Source organism: Peribacillus sp. B65, from assembly GCF_058513295.1.
Genome location: NZ_CP195840.1, coordinates 4,698,332 through 4,719,555 on the forward strand (window position 1 = coordinate 4,698,332; position 21,224 = coordinate 4,719,555).

General features: G+C 40.8%; 24 protein-coding genes. 2 read left to right on the forward strand and 22 right to left on the reverse strand.

Annotation, left to right across the window (positions count from 1 at the left end; genetic code table 11):
* Positions 1-46: 46 nt before the first annotated feature.
* From ACSR9O_RS22960 to ACSR9O_RS23020, 13 genes are all read right to left on the reverse strand, one after another.
* Positions 47-1,813, reverse strand: a complete 1,767-nt coding sequence (locus ACSR9O_RS22960; protein ID WP_491725160.1) for an ATP-binding protein — start codon at positions 1,811-1,813, stop codon at positions 47-49.
* Between the two features lie 15 nt (positions 1,814-1,828).
* Complete coding sequence (locus ACSR9O_RS22965; RefSeq protein ID WP_491725161.1) at positions 1,829-2,071, reverse strand: YozE family protein; 243 nt, start codon at positions 2,069-2,071, stop codon at positions 1,829-1,831.
* A 428-nt stretch (positions 2,072-2,499) separates the two neighbouring features.
* Positions 2,500-2,775 carry a YokU family protein gene (locus ACSR9O_RS22970; protein ID WP_101225268.1) on the reverse strand — a complete coding sequence of 92 codons (276 nt, stop codon included), beginning with the start codon at positions 2,773-2,775 and terminating at the stop codon, positions 2,500-2,502.
* Between the two features lies 1 nt (position 2,776).
* Complete coding sequence (kamA, locus tag ACSR9O_RS22975) at positions 2,777-4,180, reverse strand: lysine 2,3-aminomutase (protein ID WP_101225269.1); 1,404 nt, start codon at positions 4,178-4,180, stop codon at positions 2,777-2,779.
* Positions 4,181-4,299: 119 nt separating this feature from the next.
* Positions 4,300-5,679, reverse strand: a complete 1,380-nt coding sequence (locus tag ACSR9O_RS22980) for a sigma-54 interaction domain-containing protein (RefSeq protein ID WP_491725162.1) — start codon at positions 5,677-5,679, stop codon at positions 4,300-4,302.
* 82 nt (positions 5,680-5,761) lie between these two features.
* Positions 5,762-6,610 carry a putative beta-lysine N-acetyltransferase gene (gene ablB, locus ACSR9O_RS22985; protein WP_491725163.1) on the reverse strand — a complete coding sequence of 283 codons (849 nt, stop codon included), beginning with the start codon at positions 6,608-6,610 and terminating at the stop codon, positions 5,762-5,764.
* 78 nt (positions 6,611-6,688) lie between these two features.
* Positions 6,689-7,960 (reverse strand): peptidase, encoded by a 1,272-nt coding sequence (locus ACSR9O_RS22990; RefSeq protein WP_491725164.1) that lies wholly within the window; start codon positions 7,958-7,960, stop codon positions 6,689-6,691.
* A 9-nt stretch (positions 7,961-7,969) separates the two neighbouring features.
* Positions 7,970-8,635: a 3-oxoacid CoA-transferase subunit B gene (locus ACSR9O_RS22995; RefSeq protein WP_491725165.1), complete on the reverse strand. Its 666-nt coding sequence runs from the start codon at positions 8,633-8,635 to the stop codon at positions 7,970-7,972.
* On the reverse strand, positions 8,602-9,240 hold the full coding sequence (locus tag ACSR9O_RS23000; RefSeq protein ID WP_232783021.1) for a CoA transferase subunit A: 639 nt from the start codon (positions 9,238-9,240) through the stop codon (positions 8,602-8,604). Before ACSR9O_RS23000 ends, ACSR9O_RS22995 begins: the two co-directional genes overlap by 34 nt.
* 74 nt (positions 9,241-9,314) lie before the next feature.
* On the reverse strand, positions 9,315-10,679 hold the full coding sequence (locus ACSR9O_RS23005) for an aspartate aminotransferase family protein (protein ID WP_101225274.1): 1,365 nt from the start codon (positions 10,677-10,679) through the stop codon (positions 9,315-9,317).
* 180 nt (positions 10,680-10,859) lie between these two features.
* The gene (locus ACSR9O_RS23010) at positions 10,860-11,189 is read right to left on the reverse strand and encodes a hypothetical protein (RefSeq protein ID WP_101225275.1); all 330 of its coding nucleotides are present in this window, start codon (positions 11,187-11,189) and stop codon (positions 10,860-10,862) included.
* A 222-nt stretch (positions 11,190-11,411) separates the two neighbouring features.
* On the reverse strand, positions 11,412-12,386 hold the full coding sequence (locus ACSR9O_RS23015) for a S66 peptidase family protein (protein ID WP_101225276.1): 975 nt from the start codon (positions 12,384-12,386) through the stop codon (positions 11,412-11,414).
* A 281-nt stretch (positions 12,387-12,667) separates the two neighbouring features.
* Complete coding sequence (locus ACSR9O_RS23020; protein WP_101225277.1) at positions 12,668-12,826, reverse strand: YjcZ family sporulation protein; 159 nt, start codon at positions 12,824-12,826, stop codon at positions 12,668-12,670.
* A 305-nt stretch (positions 12,827-13,131) separates the two neighbouring features.
* Here ACSR9O_RS23020 and ACSR9O_RS23025 point away from each other — a divergent pair, with 305 nt between their 5' ends.
* Entirely contained in the window at positions 13,132-14,220 is a 1,089-nt protein-coding gene (locus ACSR9O_RS23025; protein WP_491725166.1) for an SGNH/GDSL hydrolase family protein, read from the forward strand.
* 51 nt (positions 14,221-14,271) lie between these two features.
* Here the strand turns inward: ACSR9O_RS23025 and msrB are convergent, their stop codons facing one another.
* Positions 14,272-14,700, reverse strand: a complete 429-nt coding sequence (msrB, locus tag ACSR9O_RS23030; protein WP_101225279.1) for a peptide-methionine (R)-S-oxide reductase MsrB — start codon at positions 14,698-14,700, stop codon at positions 14,272-14,274.
* On the reverse strand, positions 14,690-15,181 hold the full coding sequence (gene msrA, locus ACSR9O_RS23035) for a peptide-methionine (S)-S-oxide reductase MsrA (protein ID WP_491725502.1): 492 nt from the start codon (positions 15,179-15,181) through the stop codon (positions 14,690-14,692). Before msrA ends, msrB begins: the two co-directional genes overlap by 11 nt.
* Positions 15,182-15,420: 239 nt before the next feature.
* Between msrA and ACSR9O_RS23040 the strand changes: the two genes are divergently transcribed.
* Positions 15,421-16,170: a DUF4397 domain-containing protein gene (locus ACSR9O_RS23040; protein ID WP_491725167.1), complete on the forward strand. Its 750-nt coding sequence runs from the start codon at positions 15,421-15,423 to the stop codon at positions 16,168-16,170.
* Between the two features lie 54 nt (positions 16,171-16,224).
* On the opposite strand, the gene ACSR9O_RS23045 is transcribed toward ACSR9O_RS23040, so the two are convergent.
* The 7 genes from ACSR9O_RS23045 to tatA form a co-directional block, all read right to left on the reverse strand.
* Positions 16,225-16,809: a YpmS family protein gene (locus ACSR9O_RS23045; RefSeq protein WP_101225282.1), complete on the reverse strand. Its 585-nt coding sequence runs from the start codon at positions 16,807-16,809 to the stop codon at positions 16,225-16,227.
* Positions 16,806-17,648, reverse strand: coding sequence for an SGNH/GDSL hydrolase family protein (locus ACSR9O_RS23050; protein ID WP_101225283.1), 843 nt, complete (start codon positions 17,646-17,648; stop codon positions 16,806-16,808). Before ACSR9O_RS23050 ends, ACSR9O_RS23045 begins: the two co-directional genes overlap by 4 nt.
* Before the next feature lie 285 nt (positions 17,649-17,933).
* On the reverse strand, positions 17,934-18,524 hold the full coding sequence (locus ACSR9O_RS23055; RefSeq protein WP_491725168.1) for an SCO family protein: 591 nt from the start codon (positions 18,522-18,524) through the stop codon (positions 17,934-17,936).
* Between the two features lie 153 nt (positions 18,525-18,677).
* Positions 18,678-19,520, reverse strand: a complete 843-nt coding sequence (locus tag ACSR9O_RS23060; protein ID WP_101225285.1) for a DegV family protein — start codon at positions 19,518-19,520, stop codon at positions 18,678-18,680.
* Positions 19,521-19,748: 228 nt separating this feature from the next.
* Complete coding sequence (locus tag ACSR9O_RS23065; protein ID WP_306804680.1) at positions 19,749-20,012, reverse strand: DUF2535 family protein; 264 nt, start codon at positions 20,010-20,012, stop codon at positions 19,749-19,751.
* A 137-nt stretch (positions 20,013-20,149) separates the two neighbouring features.
* A complete protein-coding gene (gene tatC / locus ACSR9O_RS23070; RefSeq protein WP_101225286.1) occupies positions 20,150-20,896 on the reverse strand; it encodes a twin-arginine translocase subunit TatC in 747 nt (248 codons plus the stop codon).
* A gap of 85 nt (positions 20,897-20,981) precedes the next feature.
* A complete protein-coding gene (tatA, locus tag ACSR9O_RS23075; protein WP_034307557.1) occupies positions 20,982-21,173 on the reverse strand; it encodes a twin-arginine translocase TatA/TatE family subunit in 192 nt (63 codons plus the stop codon).
* Positions 21,174-21,224 lie beyond the last annotated feature (51 nt).

The window sequence follows — 21,224 nt, forward strand, 5'->3', positions numbered from 1 at the left end:
AAGGAACCGGCCCATTTATTAAATGGCACTAAAGCCAAAAACCGCCTCATTTAATGAGACGGTTCGCAGTGGGAATGATGAGCGTCACTTTCGTTCCTTCGTCGCGGACGCTTTCAATTTGGAATTTCCCTTTTAATTCCTCCATTATCTGAATGCACGTCGCCACACCTAATCCGTTTCCATCCGGTTTGGTGGTATAAAAGGGCATGCCGATATTTTTTAAATTTTCGGGACTGATGCCTTTCCCATCATCGCTGATCACTAATCTTACATAATGGGACTCGGAAGTATGATGCAATTCAATCTGCCCCCTAGCTTCGATGGCTTCACAAGAATTATTCAAGACATTCAAGAGAACCTGCCTTAACCGGTTCCTGTCTGAATAAACAACGACAGAGTGTGTCACTCCATTAATTAGTCTTACATGAGAACTCGGAATTGAAGGGATATAGGTATCTATTATTTCTTCAAGGAAATCCTTTAAATCGATTTTCTCCCATTCCAGCTGATGCGGTTTTGCCAAATCAAGAAGTTGTGTCACGAATACATTAACCCGGTCCACTTCATGAAGCATGACATCACTATATTTTTCTATTAATGTTTTATCATGATCCTGGCTCTTCAATAATTGGAAAAAGCCCTTTATCGTCGTTAGTGGGTTCCTGATTTCATGTGCGACACCGGCAGCAAGCTGGCCGACATATTTCAATTTTTCAGTTCGGACGATTTCCTTCTCACGATCTTCTATCGTTTCCATCATTCTTAGAAAGGCAAGTTTCAATTTTTCCATTTCCTCGAAGCTTCTTTTATCGGAAATGATGAATTCCTTTCCTCCAATGAAATCCTCTGTCGCTTCGACAAGTTCTTGAACTGGCCGTACAAGGGTCTTTGTTAGTAAATAGACAGCCAGAATGATAGAAACAAAAACGATGCTGTAGATTGTCAGATACCGTGTTAAAAGGTCATTCAAAGGCTGAAACACTTGTTTCTTATCTGCACCCACAACAACAAACCATTTATTCTCCGTTTTTGCAATCGTATGGACAGGCTGGATGGAATATATTTTTTCCCCGTTCTCTGCGCTGTACAATTCATCCGATAACGAAGCTTCCATCAGCTTACCTTTCGTTAATCCCATTTCTTTCAAGGCAGAAGCCTGCATGACTCCATGTGGGTCTTTTTTCGAAATCATGATGCCTTCTTGATTGATCATGAAAAAGTTCACTGGGTATTTATCGCTAATTTCGTTAGCCTTTTTCTCCATCAGCTCCCAAAGTCCTTCCAATCGGAAAGCTGGAGATACGACACCGATCATTTTCCCTGCATTATCATATACCGGAGCACTCAGAGCTATTATCGGTTCTGGGTATGCCCGGGTTTTATAAATGTCAGAAAGGAATTCATGACCTTCTATGGCCTCTTTGAACCATATCCTTTGCGCGAGGTTGTCCCCGATCATTTTATTGGATGTATCTGCAATGACATTGCCTTCCAAATCCAAATGCAAGACACCGTAATAATTTCCTTTTGCATTGATAAACTTTTTTAGTTCCTCTGACTTCTCTTCTTTTGAATGGCCAGGATTGTTGATTACCGAATTTGCGCTCATTAACTTCACATCACTGATCCGTTCGTTCAAATAGCTATATGTTTCATTTACAATATTCAGTGAACCCGCATTCAGGGCATTTTTTGCTTCCTTCTCAAGCAGGGACCGTTGTGATCCATAGGATATGATCCCCAATATCAGAAGAGGAACACTTGCAATAAGTAATGAATAAAGCAAAATTCGGGTTTGAAGGCTTTTAAGCATCCTTCCGATCCTCCCCTATTCCTGATCTCCTAATAAGAGCCCTTCTTCTATTTGGATATACTGTTCCCAAGCTTGATCGAATAGTGACATACTATCGAGATAGTCTGCATTCAATTCTAAATAACTGCTCAGTTCATTATAATCAGTCGATTGTTTTGGGAAGCCATGATCCTCATAGGCATGATTGGCAAATTTAGTGATTGCATCAATTTCCTTTGGTTGTCGAAATTTCATTAAATATAAATAAAATGGTCTCATGATGTTGAGCCCCCCTAAAATAACTATGATTTCTGCTTTAATATATCGGAAACTTCCGTTTCCGTCCACTTTTTTAAATAGAATTTGGTCTATTCTTCCCCACTTTATAGAAATCCACGATTTTTCAACAAAAAATGCATTCATTTTCTTACGGAATTACACTTAAATATCGCACTCCCTTCCATATTAATCCCCATCCTTTTATGATGGAAAATCTTTTTTTATACTTTTTTCATGAAGAAAGGAACGAAGTGCTTAATTCTTGCTTAACCCAATCTTTCAATCAAATGCACTTCAAAAACCTTATTATTTCATTATCTGAAAAGGAAAATCCCCTTCATCTAAGATGGAAATAGTGGTTTGCACTAATTCTGTCCAAATGAGGGGATTTATACATTCATATATGGAAACGTAAATGCATCCAGCCGCTAAAAGTCAAAGTAATTACGTTTCAATAGCCTTTTCATGTTCATTAGCTCACTGTACGTCGTTTGTTTTTCAAGCTGTTTAGTATCAATTAAAAATAATTGATTTTCAATTTCCTTCACTATTTCATCACTTTGAAAAAATGCATCGCAACTCTCACAATGAGATGAAGGGGTCTCCGTAATTTCAACTGCCCTCGTACCATCCGGCAGTTCCCAATACACAGTCCCATTCACTGATGCAAGCTTCCCTTTCTCACACCATGGACACGTCTCCATGCTATTCATCTCCCTTAGGCGTGCTCTTTTTTTGCTGTGCCTGGAATTTCTTTTCTTTTAACAAATCCCGCTTTTCACGTTGGTTTTTCAATGAAGCATGCTCTGGGTTAGTCACGTAATTTTCCCGTCGATTCATTCGCTTCAGTCCCTCAGGCACTAAATTGAATTGCTTGTCGGTCATTAAACCAGATACACCTATATCTGATTGTTTTTCTTCCATATCAGGATATACCCCTTTGAAGTACTCATCTGCAAGTCCTGGTGTATATTGCTCAGGTTCGGGATATGTGGTTATCACACCTTCAAAATTGCGCAGCACCGTTTTGGTTGGAGATTGTGAAAGGATATAGTTCGGCTGAAGCGTGATTTTCCCTCCCCCTCCAGGAGCATCGACGACGAAGGTAGGAACAGCATACCCGGATGTATGGCCTCGGAGCCCCTCGATGATTTCAATGCCTTTTGAAATGGGAGCCCTGAAGTGACCGATGCCTTCCGACAGATCGCACTGATAAATATAGTAAGGGCGGACACGAATCTTAACAAGGTCATGCATCAGCTTTTTCATGATTGCGACACTGTCATTGATCCCCGCTAAAATAACTGCCTGGTTGCCCACAGGTACACCTGCATCTGCAAGCATCTCACATGCCTTCTTAGACTCCTCGGTAATTTCTATCGAGGTATTGAAATGAGTATTCAGCCAAACCGGATGATATTTTTTTAAAATGGCACATAAATTTTCAGTGATTCTTTGAGGAAAAACAACAGGAGCGCGCGTACCTATCCTGATTATCTCAACATGAGGAATTTCCCTTAAGTTTTTGAGGATATATTCAAGGATCGTATCATTGATCAATAATCCGTCCCCGCCTGAAATAAGGACATCCCGAACTGCCGGTGTGTCACGTATATAACCGATTGCAGCGTCCAATTGTTTTTTGGGCACGCCCATGCCAATTTGTCCTGAAAAGCGTCTCCTCGTACAATAACGGCAGTACATGGAGCATTGATTCGTCACCAAAAAAAGAACGCGGTCCGGATATCTATGGGTCAGTCCCGGCACTGGGGAGTCCTCATCCTCATGAAGGGGGTCTTCCATGTCATATTTGGTTTTATGCATTTCTTCCGAGATTGGGACCGATTGCATTCTGATTGGACACCTTGGGTCATCTTTATTCATTAACGAAGCATAGTATGGGGTGATATTCAATGGAATGGTTTTTGTGGAAATCCTCACACCTTCCTCTTCATCCGGAGTCAGGTTTATCACTTTCTTCAAATCATCAACAGTCCGGATCGTATTCGTAAGCTGCCACAGCCAGTTGTTCCATTGTTCTTCGGTTACATCTTTCCATAGCTCTATATCTTTCCAATTGCGATCTGGCTTATATAAGTCAAATAACATGGTTATACCTCCTGAGTTATGATAGTAGTATTAAATGCAAGAAGGGTGCCAAAATGACCCAATAATTCGAAGGCCCATAAAAAAAACCGGATTGCAGGCTGCATCCGGATTTTTTCCATTCAAATATGCTTTTTAATTTTATATTGCAAGGTCTGCCTTGGAATTTGCAATAGCTTCGATGCCTGAAAAACGTTACCGTTCGTTTGAAGAAGGGCCTCGGTAATCAACTTTGTTTCCATTTCAAGCATCGCCTCACGAAGCGGAAGTATTTTTTCAGACGGGGTGCGCTTTTTTAAAGACTGGGGCAAATCTGCAAGGTTCAAAACATCATTCTCCGTATGGTTCATCATGAATTCTACGGTATGTTTAAGCTCCCTTACATTTCCAGGCCAATGATATTCCCGAAAAAAAACCTTTGTCTGCTCATCCATGCCTTTTATGGTTAATTCTAATTTACTGTTAAATATTGATATGAAATGTTCAGTAAGAAGCTCTATATCATCAATCCGCTCCCTTAGCGGAGGCAGCTCGTAGCTCAATACGTTCAATCGGTAAAATAAATCGGGCCTTAACCTGTTATCCGATACCGCCTTTTTCGGATCTATATTCATCGCTGCCATGATCCTCACATCCACCTGTACACTCTTTGTACCTCCTATCCTTCTTATGAACCCATCTTCGAGCACACGCAGAAGCTTTGCCTGCAAGTCAATCGGCATCGATTGCAATTCATCCAAAAACAAGGTTCCGCCATTGGCCAATTCAAACAGTCCCTGGCGTTCCACAGCACCAGTGTAGCTTCCTTTAGCCGTACCGAATAGAAGCGATTCCAATAAATTTTCTGGTAAGGCCGCACAATTTTGCGCGATGAATGGTTCTTTACTGCGGCTCGAACCCTGGTGTATGCTTTGAATAAAAAGCTCTTTTCCTACACCGCTTTCCCCATAAACCAACACCGATGAGGAGGAGCGGGCAGCCTTTTTCCCTTGTGAGATCAGACCTTTAAATCCAGCATCAATAGTCAGGATTTCAGTGAAAGAATATAATCCATCGGTCCCGGGAGTTTTCCTTACAGGACTTTTGATCGTCTTGAGCGAGCTTTCCAGGTCTGCTAGCCTTTCAGATAATTGCTTCAAGCTTGAATAATCCTTGGCAATCTCGATAGCACCTATCATAAACCCATCTACATATATGGGGAGCGTCGTGTTTAACGTCTCAATGATTCGCCCATGTGCATTTACATACGATTGGCTATAGTTGTAGATTGGTTTTTCAGATTTAATGACTCTCAGCAATGTCGATGATTTGTGATTCAAAGAAGGGAAGGCTTCTAGCAAAGGTTTCCCAAGCACCTCACTTCTTTTCATCCCATCATGATTGGCCGCCACTTCGTTATAAAAGATGGTCTGTCCTTTTGGATCTATCACATGAATGCCTTCATCAATGGTTTCTAATATTGCTTCCAATACTTCACTTGTATTAAAAAATTCACTTGGCAAGATATCCCTCCTCAAGACCTTCTTGCTAGATGTATATGAGGAAATGCCAAAAACTTGTCATGTACCGCCTAAAATTGAGCATTCAAGTGAAATTTTTCACCCAAAGGTTCATGTCTTCCAGTTTATCGAAGATGTAACAGTTATTGGCCAAACGTCCGCGGTACGAGTATCCATGCTGATGCAATGCAGCATTCATGCCGAATGAGAGCGACCTGGCAATCGAATAAATACAATAAATTTCATGAGAGATAAGATATTCTTCAAGCGCGGAAATCAAGTGTTTCATCAAGCCGTACTGCCGGTGTTCCGGCAATGTCGCACAATCGGTGATTTCTGCGTTATGGTAAAAGGAATCAATTTCTGCTGAAGCAGCACTGACAATCCTGTCTTCATGGATATAAATATAAAAAACCGTTCCCTTTTCCATGCACTTTTTCACATATACCGGATCATTCATCGGTGTGGGATACACTTCAAAAACCTCCCCATACAATTGGGCCAGCTGAGGTACATCGGTAACTTCCGCTTTACGGCGTTGATAGGCTGATGGCGGATTATCTAAACCGGATTTTATCGGCAGCCTCTGAACATCGGTAAGGATTTGATCTTCCTTTACCCATTCTGCACTGTTGCGCCTTGCATTCCGGTTATATTTAACAAGGAAGAAACAATCGCTTCCCAAAAAGAATTTGTCGATGCTTCCTTCATATAGGAAGCCCTGAGCAAGCAATGCCAAAACGTTTTCCTTGCGTGACTTGAAGATGATTTTTTCTGCTGAAATGTCTTTAGCCACCCTTAAAGATTCCTCCACGCATTCTTGAAAATGACCTAAATAATCATCAATCCTGATTCGCTTATTAAAATGGTCAATCGTAATATGTATGGTGCACCTTGGCTTTTGAATCCTTTTTTCAGTGATTCCAGCCTCCATTTGTCCCGCTCCCTTCAAAACTTCGAAATTGTTGCGAAAGGCCTGACCCTTCCTGGAATCAGACCTCCGGAAAAATGATTATTCCTGGTCCACCCCACACCATTCAATCATGGTCAATGCAATGATTTCCGCAACCTCCATCATTTTATCCACCACTATATATTCGTTCGAATCATGGGCCATCTTCGTTTCCCCTGGTCCAAACACAACTACGGGGGTAGAGCCAACCGATGAAAGATACCCTCCGTCCGTCGCCCAAGGGGACGCTTCGACAAGCGGTTCCTCCCCTACCACTTTTTCATAATAAGTGCCAATTGTCTTCATGAGCGGATGTTCTATTTCGAGATTGCCAGGCAGCCATCTGGCCCCAAACCATTCTAATTCAATCGGTTTTTCTTTAAACCATGCATCACTCTCATTTAAAACATCTATTCGCTCCATCAGCGATTTTTGTGCTTCTTCCATGGTTTCTGTCGGGGCGATGCCGAATCTACCTTCCAGAACGGCTGTATCCGGCACGGAGGAAGGCCAATTCCCGCTTTGAATGCTACCTATGTTGATTGGAATGGGGATAGGGACATTTTTATAGAGTGAATGACGAAGTGACTCATTCCGTTCTTTTTCGAGCATCTTGATTTCTTTCATTACACTAACCGCTTTATCTATTGCACTGACTCCTTCATACCTAGTGCCCCCATGTGCAGACTTGCCTTTTATTTTCAGTCGAAACCACATCGAACCTTGCTGTAATGGGAATAGCTTCATATTTGTAGGCTCCGGAATGATTGCACCATCAGCTTTATACCCGCGTAAGACTGCCGCAAGTGTGCCGGCACCACCGCTTTCCTCTTCAATCACACTCTGAAATATTAAATCTCCCTTCAATTGGATTCCAGATTCGACGATCGCTTCAATGGCCAGCAATAAAGATACATTTCCGCCTTTCATATCCGTCGTTCCCCGCCCGAAGACTTTCCCGTCCATTAACTTGCCGCTATAGGGTTCATCGTGCCATGCTGCAAGATCTCCTTCAGGAACTACATCAATATGTCCGTTTAAAATAAGGGATTTCCCCTGGCCCGTTCCTCTTTTAATAGCCACAAGATTCGGATTTCCTTTAAAGTCCCGGCGGTCGCAATAAAAATGGGGATGTTTTCTTAATTGTTCATCCCCGATTTCCCAAAGATCTATTTCTAGACCAAGTTGTCTGCACTTCTCGACCACTATGGCTTGTGCACTTCCTTCTTGCCCCCTTTTGCTCGGTTCCTGAACCAGTTTTTGCAAAAGCTGAACCCCATTCATCCGATGTTCATTCAACCATGTTTTTATTTTTTCCTCATACATATCCATTCTCCTCTCTCATTCTTTTAAAATATGGATGTTTTCAGAGACGGTAAACGAGGCTTCGGTCCGATTCCTGATTTCCTGAATGCTGGACGTATCAAATACATCAGTTAAAAGGAGGCCCCCCGAAGTTATGGAAAACACGCCTAATTCGGTGATGATCATATGTACGCATTTCTTGACAGTTAACGGTAACGTACATTTTTTGACTAATTTAGACATGCCCGCTTTATCGTTATGTTCCATCAAGACAATGACCTTTTTGGCCTTTGCCGCCAGCTCCATGGCACCGCCCATGCCTGGCACCCGCTTTCCCGGGACAATCCAATTAGCGAGATCCCCCGCTTGACTTACTTGAAGGGCTCCTAGAATCGTGATATCCACCCTGCCACGCCGTATCATCCCAAATGCAACAGTACTGTCGCAGTAGGAAGCCCCGTCTCTAATGGTAATCGGCAGTCCGCCTGCATTGCAAAGATGCGCATCTTCCTTCCCCGTTTCAGGAGTACTGCCAATTCCCACAAGGCCATTTTCCGCATGAAACATAACTTTATGGTCATTCAAAAGATGATTCGGTACAAGTGATGGAATGCCAATTCCCAAATTGACCAGCATCCCATCGCTTATTTCTGCTGCTGCCCGTTTCGCTATTCTATTTCTATCTTCTGTTCCCAAACCCATTTCCAATCGACTCCTTTTGATGGAATGATATAATCCACAAAGGCACCCGGAACAATGATGTCCTCTGGATCCAAAGAGCCAAGCGGAACGATTTGCATGGCTTCGACTATAGTGATTTGTCCAGCTGCAGCAACGAGTGGATTCGTGTTCCGGGCGCTTTTATCAAATATAAGATTTCCATAAGGATCTGCCATTTCTGCGTAAACAATGGCGATATCTGCAGTTAATGCCGGTTCCACCAGATAATTTTTCTTACCTAGCTTTACGGTTTGCTTGCCGTCCCGGACGATATCGGCCTCAATTCCAATATCGGTCAATATACCGCCTAGCCCCATTCCTCCGGCCCGTATACGTTCGACAAGTGTCCCTTGCGGAGAGAACTCCACTTCGAGTTCTCCATTGTTCATTAATAGTCCTGCATTAGGATTGGAACCGATATGGGAAACGATGATCTTTTTCGCTCGGCGTTGCGTGACCAGTTTTCCGATTCCGATATCGGGGAAACCTGTATCGTTACCAATCAAGGTTAAATCCTTAATGCCTGATTCCAAAATCAGATTGATCAATCCAGGAGGCGTCCCTATGCCACCGAATCCCCCATACATGATGGACTGATTATCTTTAAAGTGATGGCGCACATCCTCCAAACTACAAATCTTCCTGAATGTATTTTCCACCACTATGACTCACTTCCTTGTTGTGATGAACGTTTACCTATCGATTCATTGAATTGTCTAAAAGTTATATCGACCCTCATTAACAATTCAGCACACTCCTCTTCCGATATCGTTAACGGAGGGGAGATGATGATGGCTGCCCCGGTTACACCATCAAGACCTGCTGCGGCGGGATAAAGAAGTATTCCATTTCTCATCCCCAATTCAATGATTTCATTTGTCACGTCTGCCTCCTTCGGAAATGGGGCCGATGTTGCTTTATCCTGGACAAATTCGATGCCAATCAATAAACCTTTCCCGCGTATATCACCGATAAAGGAATACTTCCCTGCCAAATTTTTTAGGCCCCTAATCAGGTAATTCCCTCTGTCGGCCGATTTTTCGACAAGATCATTCCTTTCGACATATTCCAAAACGGCCAAAGATACCGCACACGATAATGGATTAGCACTAAGCGTATGGCCTCCTATAATTGATTTCGAGCCTTTCATTATGGGCTCCATCACGTTTTTGGTCATTACTGCGGCTGCTATCGGGGTATACCCTCCACTCATACCTTTACCAAATGTTACGATATCAGGTTCCACATCCCAATATTCGGAAGCAAGCATCTTACCGGTACGTCCAAAGCCGGTCATTACTTCATCCGCAATGAATAAAATATCATTCTCTTCGCATATTTTCTTGAGTTTTCGATAATAACCATCAGGAGGAACGATGGCCCCTCCTGCAGCGCCGATAACAGGTTCAGCAATGAATGCAGCTATATTTTCACTGCCAATACGCCGGATTGATGCTTCCAATTCCGAAGCACAGGCCATTCCGCACGAATGCGAATCAAGTTGAAGTGGACATCGGTAACAATATGGAGGAGATACAGAAGGATATGATTCAAGCAAAGGAGTAAATCGTTCCCGGCGAATCGGATGTCCGGACATTGAAAGAGCCCCCATCGTGATGCCATGGTAGCTCATCCATCTCGATATGATTTTTTGTTTCTTAGGCTTCCCTTTTTCCTGCCAATGCTGAATGGCAATTTTCAATGCCGTTTCAGTCGCTTCGGAGCCGCTGTTTACAAAAAAGCTGTATGTCAGTTCCCCTTTGGTCAATTCTGCAATTTTTCCGGCAAGTTTCTCTGCAGCATCGCTGGTAAATTGGGAACGATACACGAATGAAACCTGCTTAGCCTGTTTGACCATCGCCTCAATGACTTCCTGGACTCCATGGCCAATATTGGCTGTAACAGCACCGGAAGAAGCATCTAGGTAATCCTTTCCATCTTTATCGTACAAAAAAACTCCCTGACCATGACTGATAGTCGGGTAGGCTCCTCCCAGGACCGGTTTTATCAATGAAGACTGCTCCATAAGCCTGCACACTCCTTCTCTTTAAAAACAAATGCAATATAATAAAGTGTATGTCCAGGTGAAGGCAATCTTGCTAAAGAAATTGGCCTAGGCATGTAATCGGATAAGTTTCTTGGTTTCATGGGAGATCGTAAAAAAAGGCGACAAAAAAAGTGTATCCGCAAAAGATACACTTTTTTCTTACAATACGCTATTTAGTTTTTCTTCACGAATTGACTCCAAAAAGCTTTCATCCTTTAAAACAGCCAGCACATTTTTATAAAAAGCAGCTTTATCGATAACTGAAGTATGTACATATTCATACTCTTTTAAAGACGGATGACGCAAAACATTTTTCATGCAGGAATGACAAACCTTTTTAGTTCCTAACTTATAGTAGTTTAAGTTACTTGCATCCCCATTAGAAGTGTCTTCGTTACATACGAAACATGTATGGCTCACACGGCCTTTTTTATTATACTCGGCCAAAGCCCCTTCTAAACGAATGGATGCTGGAATTGTTAATAACACATAATCACCTTTTCTATTTTAAATCTCTTAGTATTATATCAGAAAAATAAAGAATTTGAACTATTAGACTCATATTCCCTAATAATGCTTGTAAAATAGGACAATTTCCAGGGCTTACAAGAGGAAAGACTCCTAAAATACACCAGATTGCAAAATATATTCATACATATCCCGAACAGATTAAGACACCGTCCACTTTTTGAACGGCGTCTTCATAATGTGTCAGGAAAGGATCTGGATCGTCGCTTTTCCATTCTTCACCTTCATTACAGCTTTTGAACCAACCGGCACCGTTACAAATGGATGGACATGACCGAAGTTGGCATTTGCGATTACAGGTATGCCATTTATCTCCTTTTTGGAAGTGATGATTTCCTGCAAGGCATATTCAGTCATTCCGGAATCCTTTTGGAAACGGCCGATGACGATTCCTTTAATCCCACTTGCACCCGGCTGATGGAGCAAGGATTGTAAATCCCGGTCAAAACTGAATGGATGGCTTTCTTCGTCATCTTCTATGAAAAGGATGCTGTCCTTTAAAGATGGCATGAACTCTGTCCCTTGCAATAGATTAAGTGTACAAAGATTACCTCCAATGATTGTTCCAGCCGCTTCACCCTCCTGAATGACCATATATCCACCATTCGGGTGGAAAGTTCGGTCATCCTGTTCTAAATGCCAGGAATCATCACTCCACGTTTCACTTGGCTCAAGATAAAAGCCTTCACTTTCAATTACAGCCTTTTTAAAATATTCCATCGTATATTCCAGACCAGCCTTCATCCCGAACGTCGAGAAATGAGGACCTGAATATGTAGTTAAACCTGTTTTATTATAAATGGCCAATAAAATTGCGGTTATATCACTATAACCCATCAACACTTTTGGATTTTCCTTAATCAAATCATAGTCGATATATCGTAACAATTGGTTAGCGTTATACCCCCCGATGCTTGTAAAAATCCCCTTCACATTTGGATCCCTGAACGCCTCATGCAAATCCTCGATCCGGTCTTCGATCGAATTCGAGAAAAAGTCATCATGGAACAAAGCCGTTTCACCATATGTCACTTTAAAACCAAGTTCAGTTAACCTTTCTTCTGCCAATCTGCGTTGTTCCCCTTTGACAATCGCCAAACTTCTTGAAGGAGCAATTACGCGAATTTCATCCCCTGCTTGTAAACGGGAAGGTTTCATATCTTTATCCCCCTAAATTAATTACATTCTGTCGTTATTTTAGCAGAAATGGTGAACAAAGAAAAACCCAGAACCTTCATGGTATTCTTTCACACAAGCTATTTTGATGCAGATTGGCCATGCCGGTATCTGGAATGGAATTAGGATTGGTTATGTATCGCCTGTCCACCTTGGATTTAACCTGCCTTTTCAGTCAACAACCATGGAACCTAAAAAGGTCCACCCACATTCCTAATATAAAGAAAAAACCAGCTTTATCAGCTGGTCTTTAGGTTATCGTATTAGCAGCAGAATGAAGCGCCGATGATAATCAATAGAATGAACAAGACAACGATTAATGCGAAGCCTGATCCAAATCCGCAGCAACCACCGCCGCCGCCGTATCCACCGCCACCATAACCAAATCCTGGTCCTGCAACATTTCCACCATATCCGTACATTAAGTTTCACTCCTTTTAGAATTCTTATTTCTCTTTACACCTTACCATATGTCAATACGCCCGCCTTGGTCTGTGCATTTGCCTATTTTTCTGGATTTAAGAAAAAACTTCAAGCAACACCATCTTCACCTGTAATCATTCATTGGCTGAATTACCGCGACTAACCATGAAAAATGTCAAAAAAACATTTCATACTTATTGTGTTACGTTAAAATTGGGATATAATAAGGAAAAAAGAATTCTTAGCCTCTTTAAGCTATCTCATACCTACATGGATACATAAAAGGCAATACGGGGGAACATAATTGAAAACGAACGCAAAATCCTTCATCCCTTTCGCTGCAATCGCCACGATCCTTCTAATCAGCTATATCCTTCAAAAAGTCCCTAAAACATATGGATCAGATGATTCGATAAATGTTTATCAAAAATTCCAATCAGGCCAGCCCATTCAATATCTCGTCATTGGTGACAGTATCGGAAGAGGGTCGGGAGCTGAAAAGCCTAATCTAACATGGTTCAAACAGTTAGAAAATAAGATGAATGAAACCAATGATATTTCTTTACACGGTGACTACGTGGTCCAAAGCGGAGCCACAGCTTTTGAAGGCCTATTCAAGCTTTCAAAAAAAAGGGAGCATGATCACAAAGATCTGATTTTCTTCGTTTTTGGTGAGAATGATCGCAAATATATGAATGTCGATGATTTTACCATGACATATGAAGCGTTAATGAGAAAGGCGAAACGTCTCCACCCTAATGCTGAATTATTCACAATAACAGAGAGTTCCTTGAAATATGAGGAATTTGCGTCAGCCATCGGACTTTTATCCAAACATTACGGTGCAACCAATGTGGATATGCGACCTATATTCAAAGATTCAGGATATACGGAAAAACAGCTGACAAGAGATTTGATTCATCCAAATGGGCTGGGTTATAAATTATATGCTGATGCAATTTATGAACGGTTCCTGGATAACTTCAAACGGGAAAAGGCTGTAGCAGGCCTTCCATCTAAGCTGCATGCCCGTTCTGAATTTGAATTATCGGAAATTAACCACTATGGAAAAATGAGCGGTTTCCGTCCAAGGGGTGGCTATTACACTAGCAGTGAAAAGGGCAGTGTGATTGAATATACCTTCAATGGAAGTATGCTTGGTGTTAAACTGCTTAGAAGTCCTGATGGCGGGGAAGTGAATGTATGGATCGACGGAAATGAAACCACGACTTTGAATACGTGGTGGCCATTTGTCCGTGAAAGATATTTATTTATCACAAATGGGCTCCGTCCCGGTTCACATACTGTCCGTTTTGAGGTGACTGGCAGGACTAAAGCAATGGAACTTACCACCATTCCATATGTCCGGATCGCATCAATCATCACAGATTGAATATTACCCAATAAATAACCCCCTATCATTAGCTGATAGGGGGTTTTGCATTCAATCAAACAGCTTTTTGTATTCTCCATATCCTTCTTTTTCAAGATCTTGGAGCGGGATGAACCTTAATGATGCAGAATTGATGCAATAGCGTAATCCCGACGGTCCCGGCCCATCATTGAAAACATGACCCAGATGAGAATCGGCAGTTTTTGAGCGGACTTCTATCCTTCTCATACCATAACTCGTATCGAGGTTTTCCACTACTTCCTCTTCTTTAAGCGGTTTAGTGAAGCTTGGCCAACCACAGCCTGAATCGAACTTTTCCTTTGAAGTGAAAAGAGGATTTCCTGAAACGATATCCACATATAATCCTTCCTCCTTCAAGTTCCAATATTCATTGTTAAAGGCTGGTTCCGTTCCATTATTTTGTGTGACTTCATATTGAATCGGAGTGAGTTTCTGTTTTAATTCTTCTTTACTTTTCATTTTTTTCCCCCCAGTGATGTTGTATAAATGCTTTCCGTCCTGAACCAATCGAATATCTTTCATAATGCTCAGGTTGCTTTTTATAATAATGCTGGTGGTAAATCTCGGCTGGATAAAACGTTTTGGCTGGTATAATCGGCGTTACGATCGGTCCTGAAAATTTCCCGCTTGCCTGCAGCTTAGCCTTGGATGCTTCTGCTATTGCACGTTGTTTTTCGTCATGATAAAAAATGGCCGTTTGATAAGAACTTCCCCGGTCATAAAATTGCCCGCCAGCATCTGTCGGATCAATTTGCTGCCAGAATAACTCGATTATCTCCTCATATGGATATACGCTTGGATCAAAGGTGATTTGAACTGCTTCATAATGGCCAGTCGTTTCGGAGCAAACTTCTTTGTACGTTGGGTTTTCCGTAGTCCCGCCCGTATAGCCAGAGATAACGGATTCGATGCCAGGCTGTTCATCGAATGGTTTCACCATGCACCAGAAACATCCGCCTGCGAATGTTGCCTTCTCTAATTGCTTTGTCAAATGAAAATCCTCCTTTTTTACAAACAATCCATTGAATGCATTTTAACGCTTTTATATGACCCTGTAAAATAATATGCCGATCGACCCTCTTCACGAAAAATCGTCCCTACTCTTTTTAAACGGGAGACACACGCCCAAGCATGACAACATATGATATGAACATACTGGAAAAATGAGAGGTGTTGGAAATGAGCGATAAACAATCATATTCACAAAAATCGGAAACATATGATTTACTATCGTCTTATTACAAAAACAGCGATCCGCAATTACATGATTATTATTTCCATAAGCATTTGAAAAGTCTCGAAAAATCAACACAACAATTGAGATATGAACAAATGAGTGTCCTACCGCCTGCACAAGTACGCTTTTTACATGCTGCCCCAACAGCTCCATCATTTGATGTTTATGTAAATGAAATGCCTATCCTTAAAAATTTCTCATATAAAGAGAACAATGGTTATTTACCACTCCCCGCTGGCAAGTACCCATTGGAAATATACCGCAGGGGACAAAGCGCCTTACCTCTTTTAAGCTGTAAAGTGACACTTGAAAGCGGGACTTTCTATACCATTGCTGTTGCATCTGCCCTGGCTAATGAATCATTGAGCATGTTATCTTTCGAAGATAATCCATTTGTTCCTCCAAATGAAGCAAAGGTACGATTCATCCAGCTTTCACATGATTTACTCTCGGTGGATATTGCCGTCAAAGATGGAGATGTCGTTTTTGATCAACTTCATTTCAGGAAAGCAAGCGAATATCTTAATATACATCCCATGATAGTAGACTTCGAAGTGAGGATAGCTGGGACAAAAGAGATCGCACTCCCTTTGCCAAACAAAGCCTTCCAAGTCAATACTCCTACAACCATTTATTTAATTGGTTCGAATCGGCAGACATCCTCACTAGAAACCTTAACACTATCTCCATAAATGGATAAAAAACCAGGATGCATCGATCCTGGTTTTTTATCCATCTATTCACTATCACTGTAATGATGATGGGATGGTCAATAAAAATGAAATATCATCATTTTTCAGGTCGAATTCATTCGCCTTAACCCTAATATCGCTTTTCAGTTCCATATCCTGTAATGACACATAAATACTTTCATCATTGGGACTGATGCTAACCCAATCCGGCATATTATAACGCTCATTTATTAAATTCATTACATATGAAACAGGAAGGTTCATTTTACCGACTGCAATTGATTTTTGCTTCAGGATCAAATCCCCATTCTTTTGGGCAATTGGTTCAAAAGTCAATTTCATTTCCACTTCACGGTTGAAAAATGGCATTGTTCCATATAATTCGACTTCATCCGTTAAATACACTTCGTAGTGAATGGATCCCGTCAATCCCTCTTTATCCAGATACTGGTTGATTAATCTTGTCAAATCTTCCCGATTCGTATGAATTTGAAATTGGATATCTTCTTCATGGCTTACTTTGGGTATCAGATCTTTATCTTTAGTCGGCAGATTAACTAAAATCGTTACAAACAGGATGACCAGGATGTTTAGGGCTAATAGGGAAATAAACAAAGTCTTCCATTTGACATTTGTCATTCTTGGTCATCATCTCCTTTGGCACTCGCTTCCAATGTGTCCTTTCCGATAGTGGTAATATCCATATCATTATAGATTCTTGTTGCGATTAATTCATACCCGCGGTCATTTGGGTGAAAATAATCCTCGGCATACAGCAAATCTTCTTCGGAATTCTCGAAAATGTCTGCTATTTCAATAAAATAGGCTGAATCATATTCTTCAATGATCTCTTTTCCGCTTTCATTCCAATCATTCATGATCATATCAAGTTCATAAAAATCTCCGAACCATTTGGAAAATGGATTATAGACGCCTACAAGGTAAATTTGCGCAGATTCATTTTCGGAACGAACCTTATCAAGTATCTGCCTTAATCTTTTTTCATACCCTATTTTTGCCGAATCAAACTGATTCAGTTCCAAGTTGGAGAAATTCTGTTTAAAGACCTTCATGATATCATTTCCACCGATTGTGACGACAATCGAGTCAGCTTGCTTTATGTCTTCTTTAATCCTAGTCTTATCCAGTCTTTTCAATAGTTGGTCGGTCCTATTTCCACGTATGCCATGATTAATCATCTCAACTGAAGTAATCGATGGTTCTTTTTCCAGCTTATTTTGTAAATAAGGCAGATACCCGCCATTATCTTTACTATCACCGACACCTTGAGTCAAGGAGTCGCCAATCGATACGATTTTCACAGGGTCCGGAAAAAAGCTGGCAGGAATGGTTTCCTTTTTACTCAGCTCAACTATGCTTTTCTGCTGAACAGATGGCTGATTTGAGGCTGTTTCACTTTGACTGCAGCCTGAAATCCAAACTAGGCATATGAAAAGACAGGTGATTTTGTATCTCATGACCCTCACCTTCCTACCCATATATTATATCATGCAGAAAACGAAAGATTGCAAACAATATACTTCATTGTACTTCCAGAATTGAGCATTCCTTACTATACAATATGAAAAATGCAGTGAATTAAAGCTAGTCCTATAAAAATTAGCATGTACTGAGCATGTAAAATCATTCTTCACCACTGCTGTTTCTTCATAAAATTATTGCTCATTTTCAGCATCTTTAAAACTACATTGAAATCATAATAAAGATGGATGAAAACAGAAAGAACAGGTCATTTAACCTGTTCAATAATTCTGTAAAATTTTAATATGCTTAATGATTTCATCAAAGGGAATATCCTGCAGGCCTGTATAATCCATGATGATCTTTCCTTCTTGATCAATCAGAAAAAAGCTGGTACCATGAATCACCTGATCTTCTGCTTCTGGCTTTTTGACGATCGTTTTAAAGTTATCCAATGCAAACTGCTCGATTTCTTCCTGTCCATAACCGGTCAGAAAGTGCCAGTTGCCGTAATCCACATTAAATTGGTCACCAAACTTTTTTAAAACATCAGGTTTGTCAATTTCCGGGTCCACGGAAAATGAAACGAACTCTACATCAGTAATACCTTCATCCTTCAATTGCTGCTGCAGCTTCGTCATATTCGAAGTCATGGGGAGACAGACCGTCTCACAGCTAGTGAATATAAAATCCGCTACCCAAACCTTTCCTTTGAGATCGCTTTTTGAGAAAGGTTTACCCTCCTGATCGATGTAACTGAAATCTTCAAGATCCCAATTTTTGGCATCAGGTACACCATTGGAACCACATGCTGTCAACAGCAAAAAAATTGATGCTCCCATAGCTGCCATAAGCACTTGCAGCTTTCTCATCCCTACCCCGTCCTTTATGTATAAAATATTCTGTTACTTCATTTATTCTAACAGACCAATCGGAATGAGAACAGCAACTATTTCTACGAATTAAAGACAATTGTAAAAGTGACAAAACCGTCGCCAAACGCAGTTTCACATGGTTTATCCATATCAGTCCCAATAATACATGATTGCCATTGCGCCTTCACCCGTATGGGTACTTACGACGGCAGTCGTTGCTTCTATCTTTATGTCTTGATATCCTGTTAAGTCTGAAATGGCGTGGCGGACTTTATCGGCTATTTCAAGACCATTCGCATGGACAAAACCAATGCCTCTAATTTTTTTGCCTTGAGTATCTTCTTTGAATTTCTTGATGATGAACTTCACGACCTGTGACTGGCTCCTAGCTTTGGATACAGGATTCAGTACACCATCATCAAGAAGTGCAATCGGCTTTATGTGCAGCAATGAACCAATAAAAGCAGAAACTTTGCCAATTCTTCCACCCTTAACTAGGTTATCAAGTGTTTCTATGACAATGATTAAACTTGACTGCTTTTTAATATGTTCCAGTCGATCAATTATTTCAGCTACGGATTTCCCTTCCTTCGCCATCTTCGCTGCCTCGATCACCTGGAATGACATCGCTTTTGAAATGAATTTCGAATCAAGAACGGTAACCTTCGCTTCAGACATGCTTGCTGCGCTTTCCGCTGAGCGAACTGTACCGCTCATGCCACCTGTCATATGTATGGAAATAATCTCGCTGCCGTCTTTTCCTAGTTCATCATATACCTCCACAAAGGTACCTACGGCTGGTTGTGAGCTTTTTGGCAGTTCTTTTGACTGGTTCATTCTTTTCAGGAATTCTTCTTGTTCGATTTCAACCTTATCCAAAAAAGTCTCCCCATCTATAAAAATCGATAAAGGGACCATTGTTATATCATAAAATTCCAGTTCCTCTGGTGTCATATCTACTGTCGAGTCTGTTACTATCTTTACTTTATTCATCATTACACATCCCTAAATTAACATATCTATTGTATTATACCTATTCAAGGTACGCATTCAAACCAAAGGTCTTTTTTTATCAAGTGAAGTGATACTAGTCTTTTGAAATGTTCACACAAAAAAAAGACCGTCCCATGAGCTAACCTGAACACATGCCGATTTATTAGATATTGCATGGCATTCGTGTCATCTCTTTTAACGGAGATGTTAGCTATGGAACAGTCCGCATTAAGCATTATTTAGTAAACTTCCAAAAAAAAGCTTGTTATAAACGGGCCATTTGAGTACGGATGCTAAATAATGCTTAAATGAGTAATTTTCTTTATGATCTTTATTGGCAAAAACCTTCTTTACAAATACTTCCAAACGCACGGTCAACATAAAAAAATTCGGATCACTAGGCAGTAAGACAGGTATTTCTGAAATTGTGACCTTATGTCCAAAACAATCTTTGAATTCCAAGCATTTGAACATCAAAATATCAATCCTCATTTTTCACCGATTGCTTACATTATACACAATAAATCCAAAAGTATAAATATTCAAATGTGTAAAAAAACAGACAAATCAGATTGACTTTCACAAAAAAAAAGACCCATAAAGGACAAAATGCCTTTATGGACCTCTTTTTATAAACCTTCCTCGTAGGTGCCTTCCCGCAAGCTTTCACGTTTCACCCTTCGTTTATAGACGACTTTAGATAAAGAAATACTGATTTCATATAATAACAGCAGCGGAACCATCACCATAAAGTCTGACATAAAGTCGGGCGGCGTAATCGATATGGCTATGACAACCAGTACAAAGTATGCATACTTCCTTAACTTTTGAAGCACATAAGGATTAATTATGCCAAGGGAGGTCAAAAACATGGTAACGACGGGAAGCTCGAATAAAACAGCAAAAGGTATCGTCATATTAAATACGAATGAAAAGTACTTATCCGCTGTAAAACTGGTTATGAACATCCCATCGCCCAATTCAATCAAAAATTGAAGAATGGTCGGGAAGATGACAAAATAACCGAAAGCAAGCCCTCCGATAAAAAGCAGGAAAAGTGCCGGAATGTATGCAAGGGTCGCCCTTACTTCATTTGGCATCAAAGCGGGTTTAACGAATAACCAGATTTGCAGGGCAATTACCGGTATCGTTGCCGCAATGGCTACGACACCTGCAAGCATAAAGTAAATCCAGATAATATCGCTCGGTCCCAATACCATCAGTTCAAAATCGAGATCTTTCACGAACCAATTATAAATCTCCTCAACATAAATAAAACTGGCGATAAAAAAGATGACAAAAGCAACAGCTGTAATGATGAGCCGTTTTCTCAATTCATCGAGATGATCGATGATATTTAATTCTTTATCTTCCAAAGTTGATCACGCCTTCATCTGAAAATCCGTATCTTTGTTCCAGCATAAAGGCGCAAGACGGTTGCATCTTACGCCCAGCATTCAATCATTCATGATTTTTTTGTTGTAGCTTCTTATCTTCTTCATAATCACCTTTTGTTAAATCACTCGTGGACTTTTTAAACTCACGAAGTGTTTGTCCAAATGCGCGTCCAATTTCTGGAAGTTTCTTCGGACCAAAGATAATTAAAGCCAATATTAAGATGAGAATTAGACCAGGTACTCCAATGTTCGACATGGATACATCCCCTTTGGTGTTGTAATTAGACCTACCCCGATTATAATACCA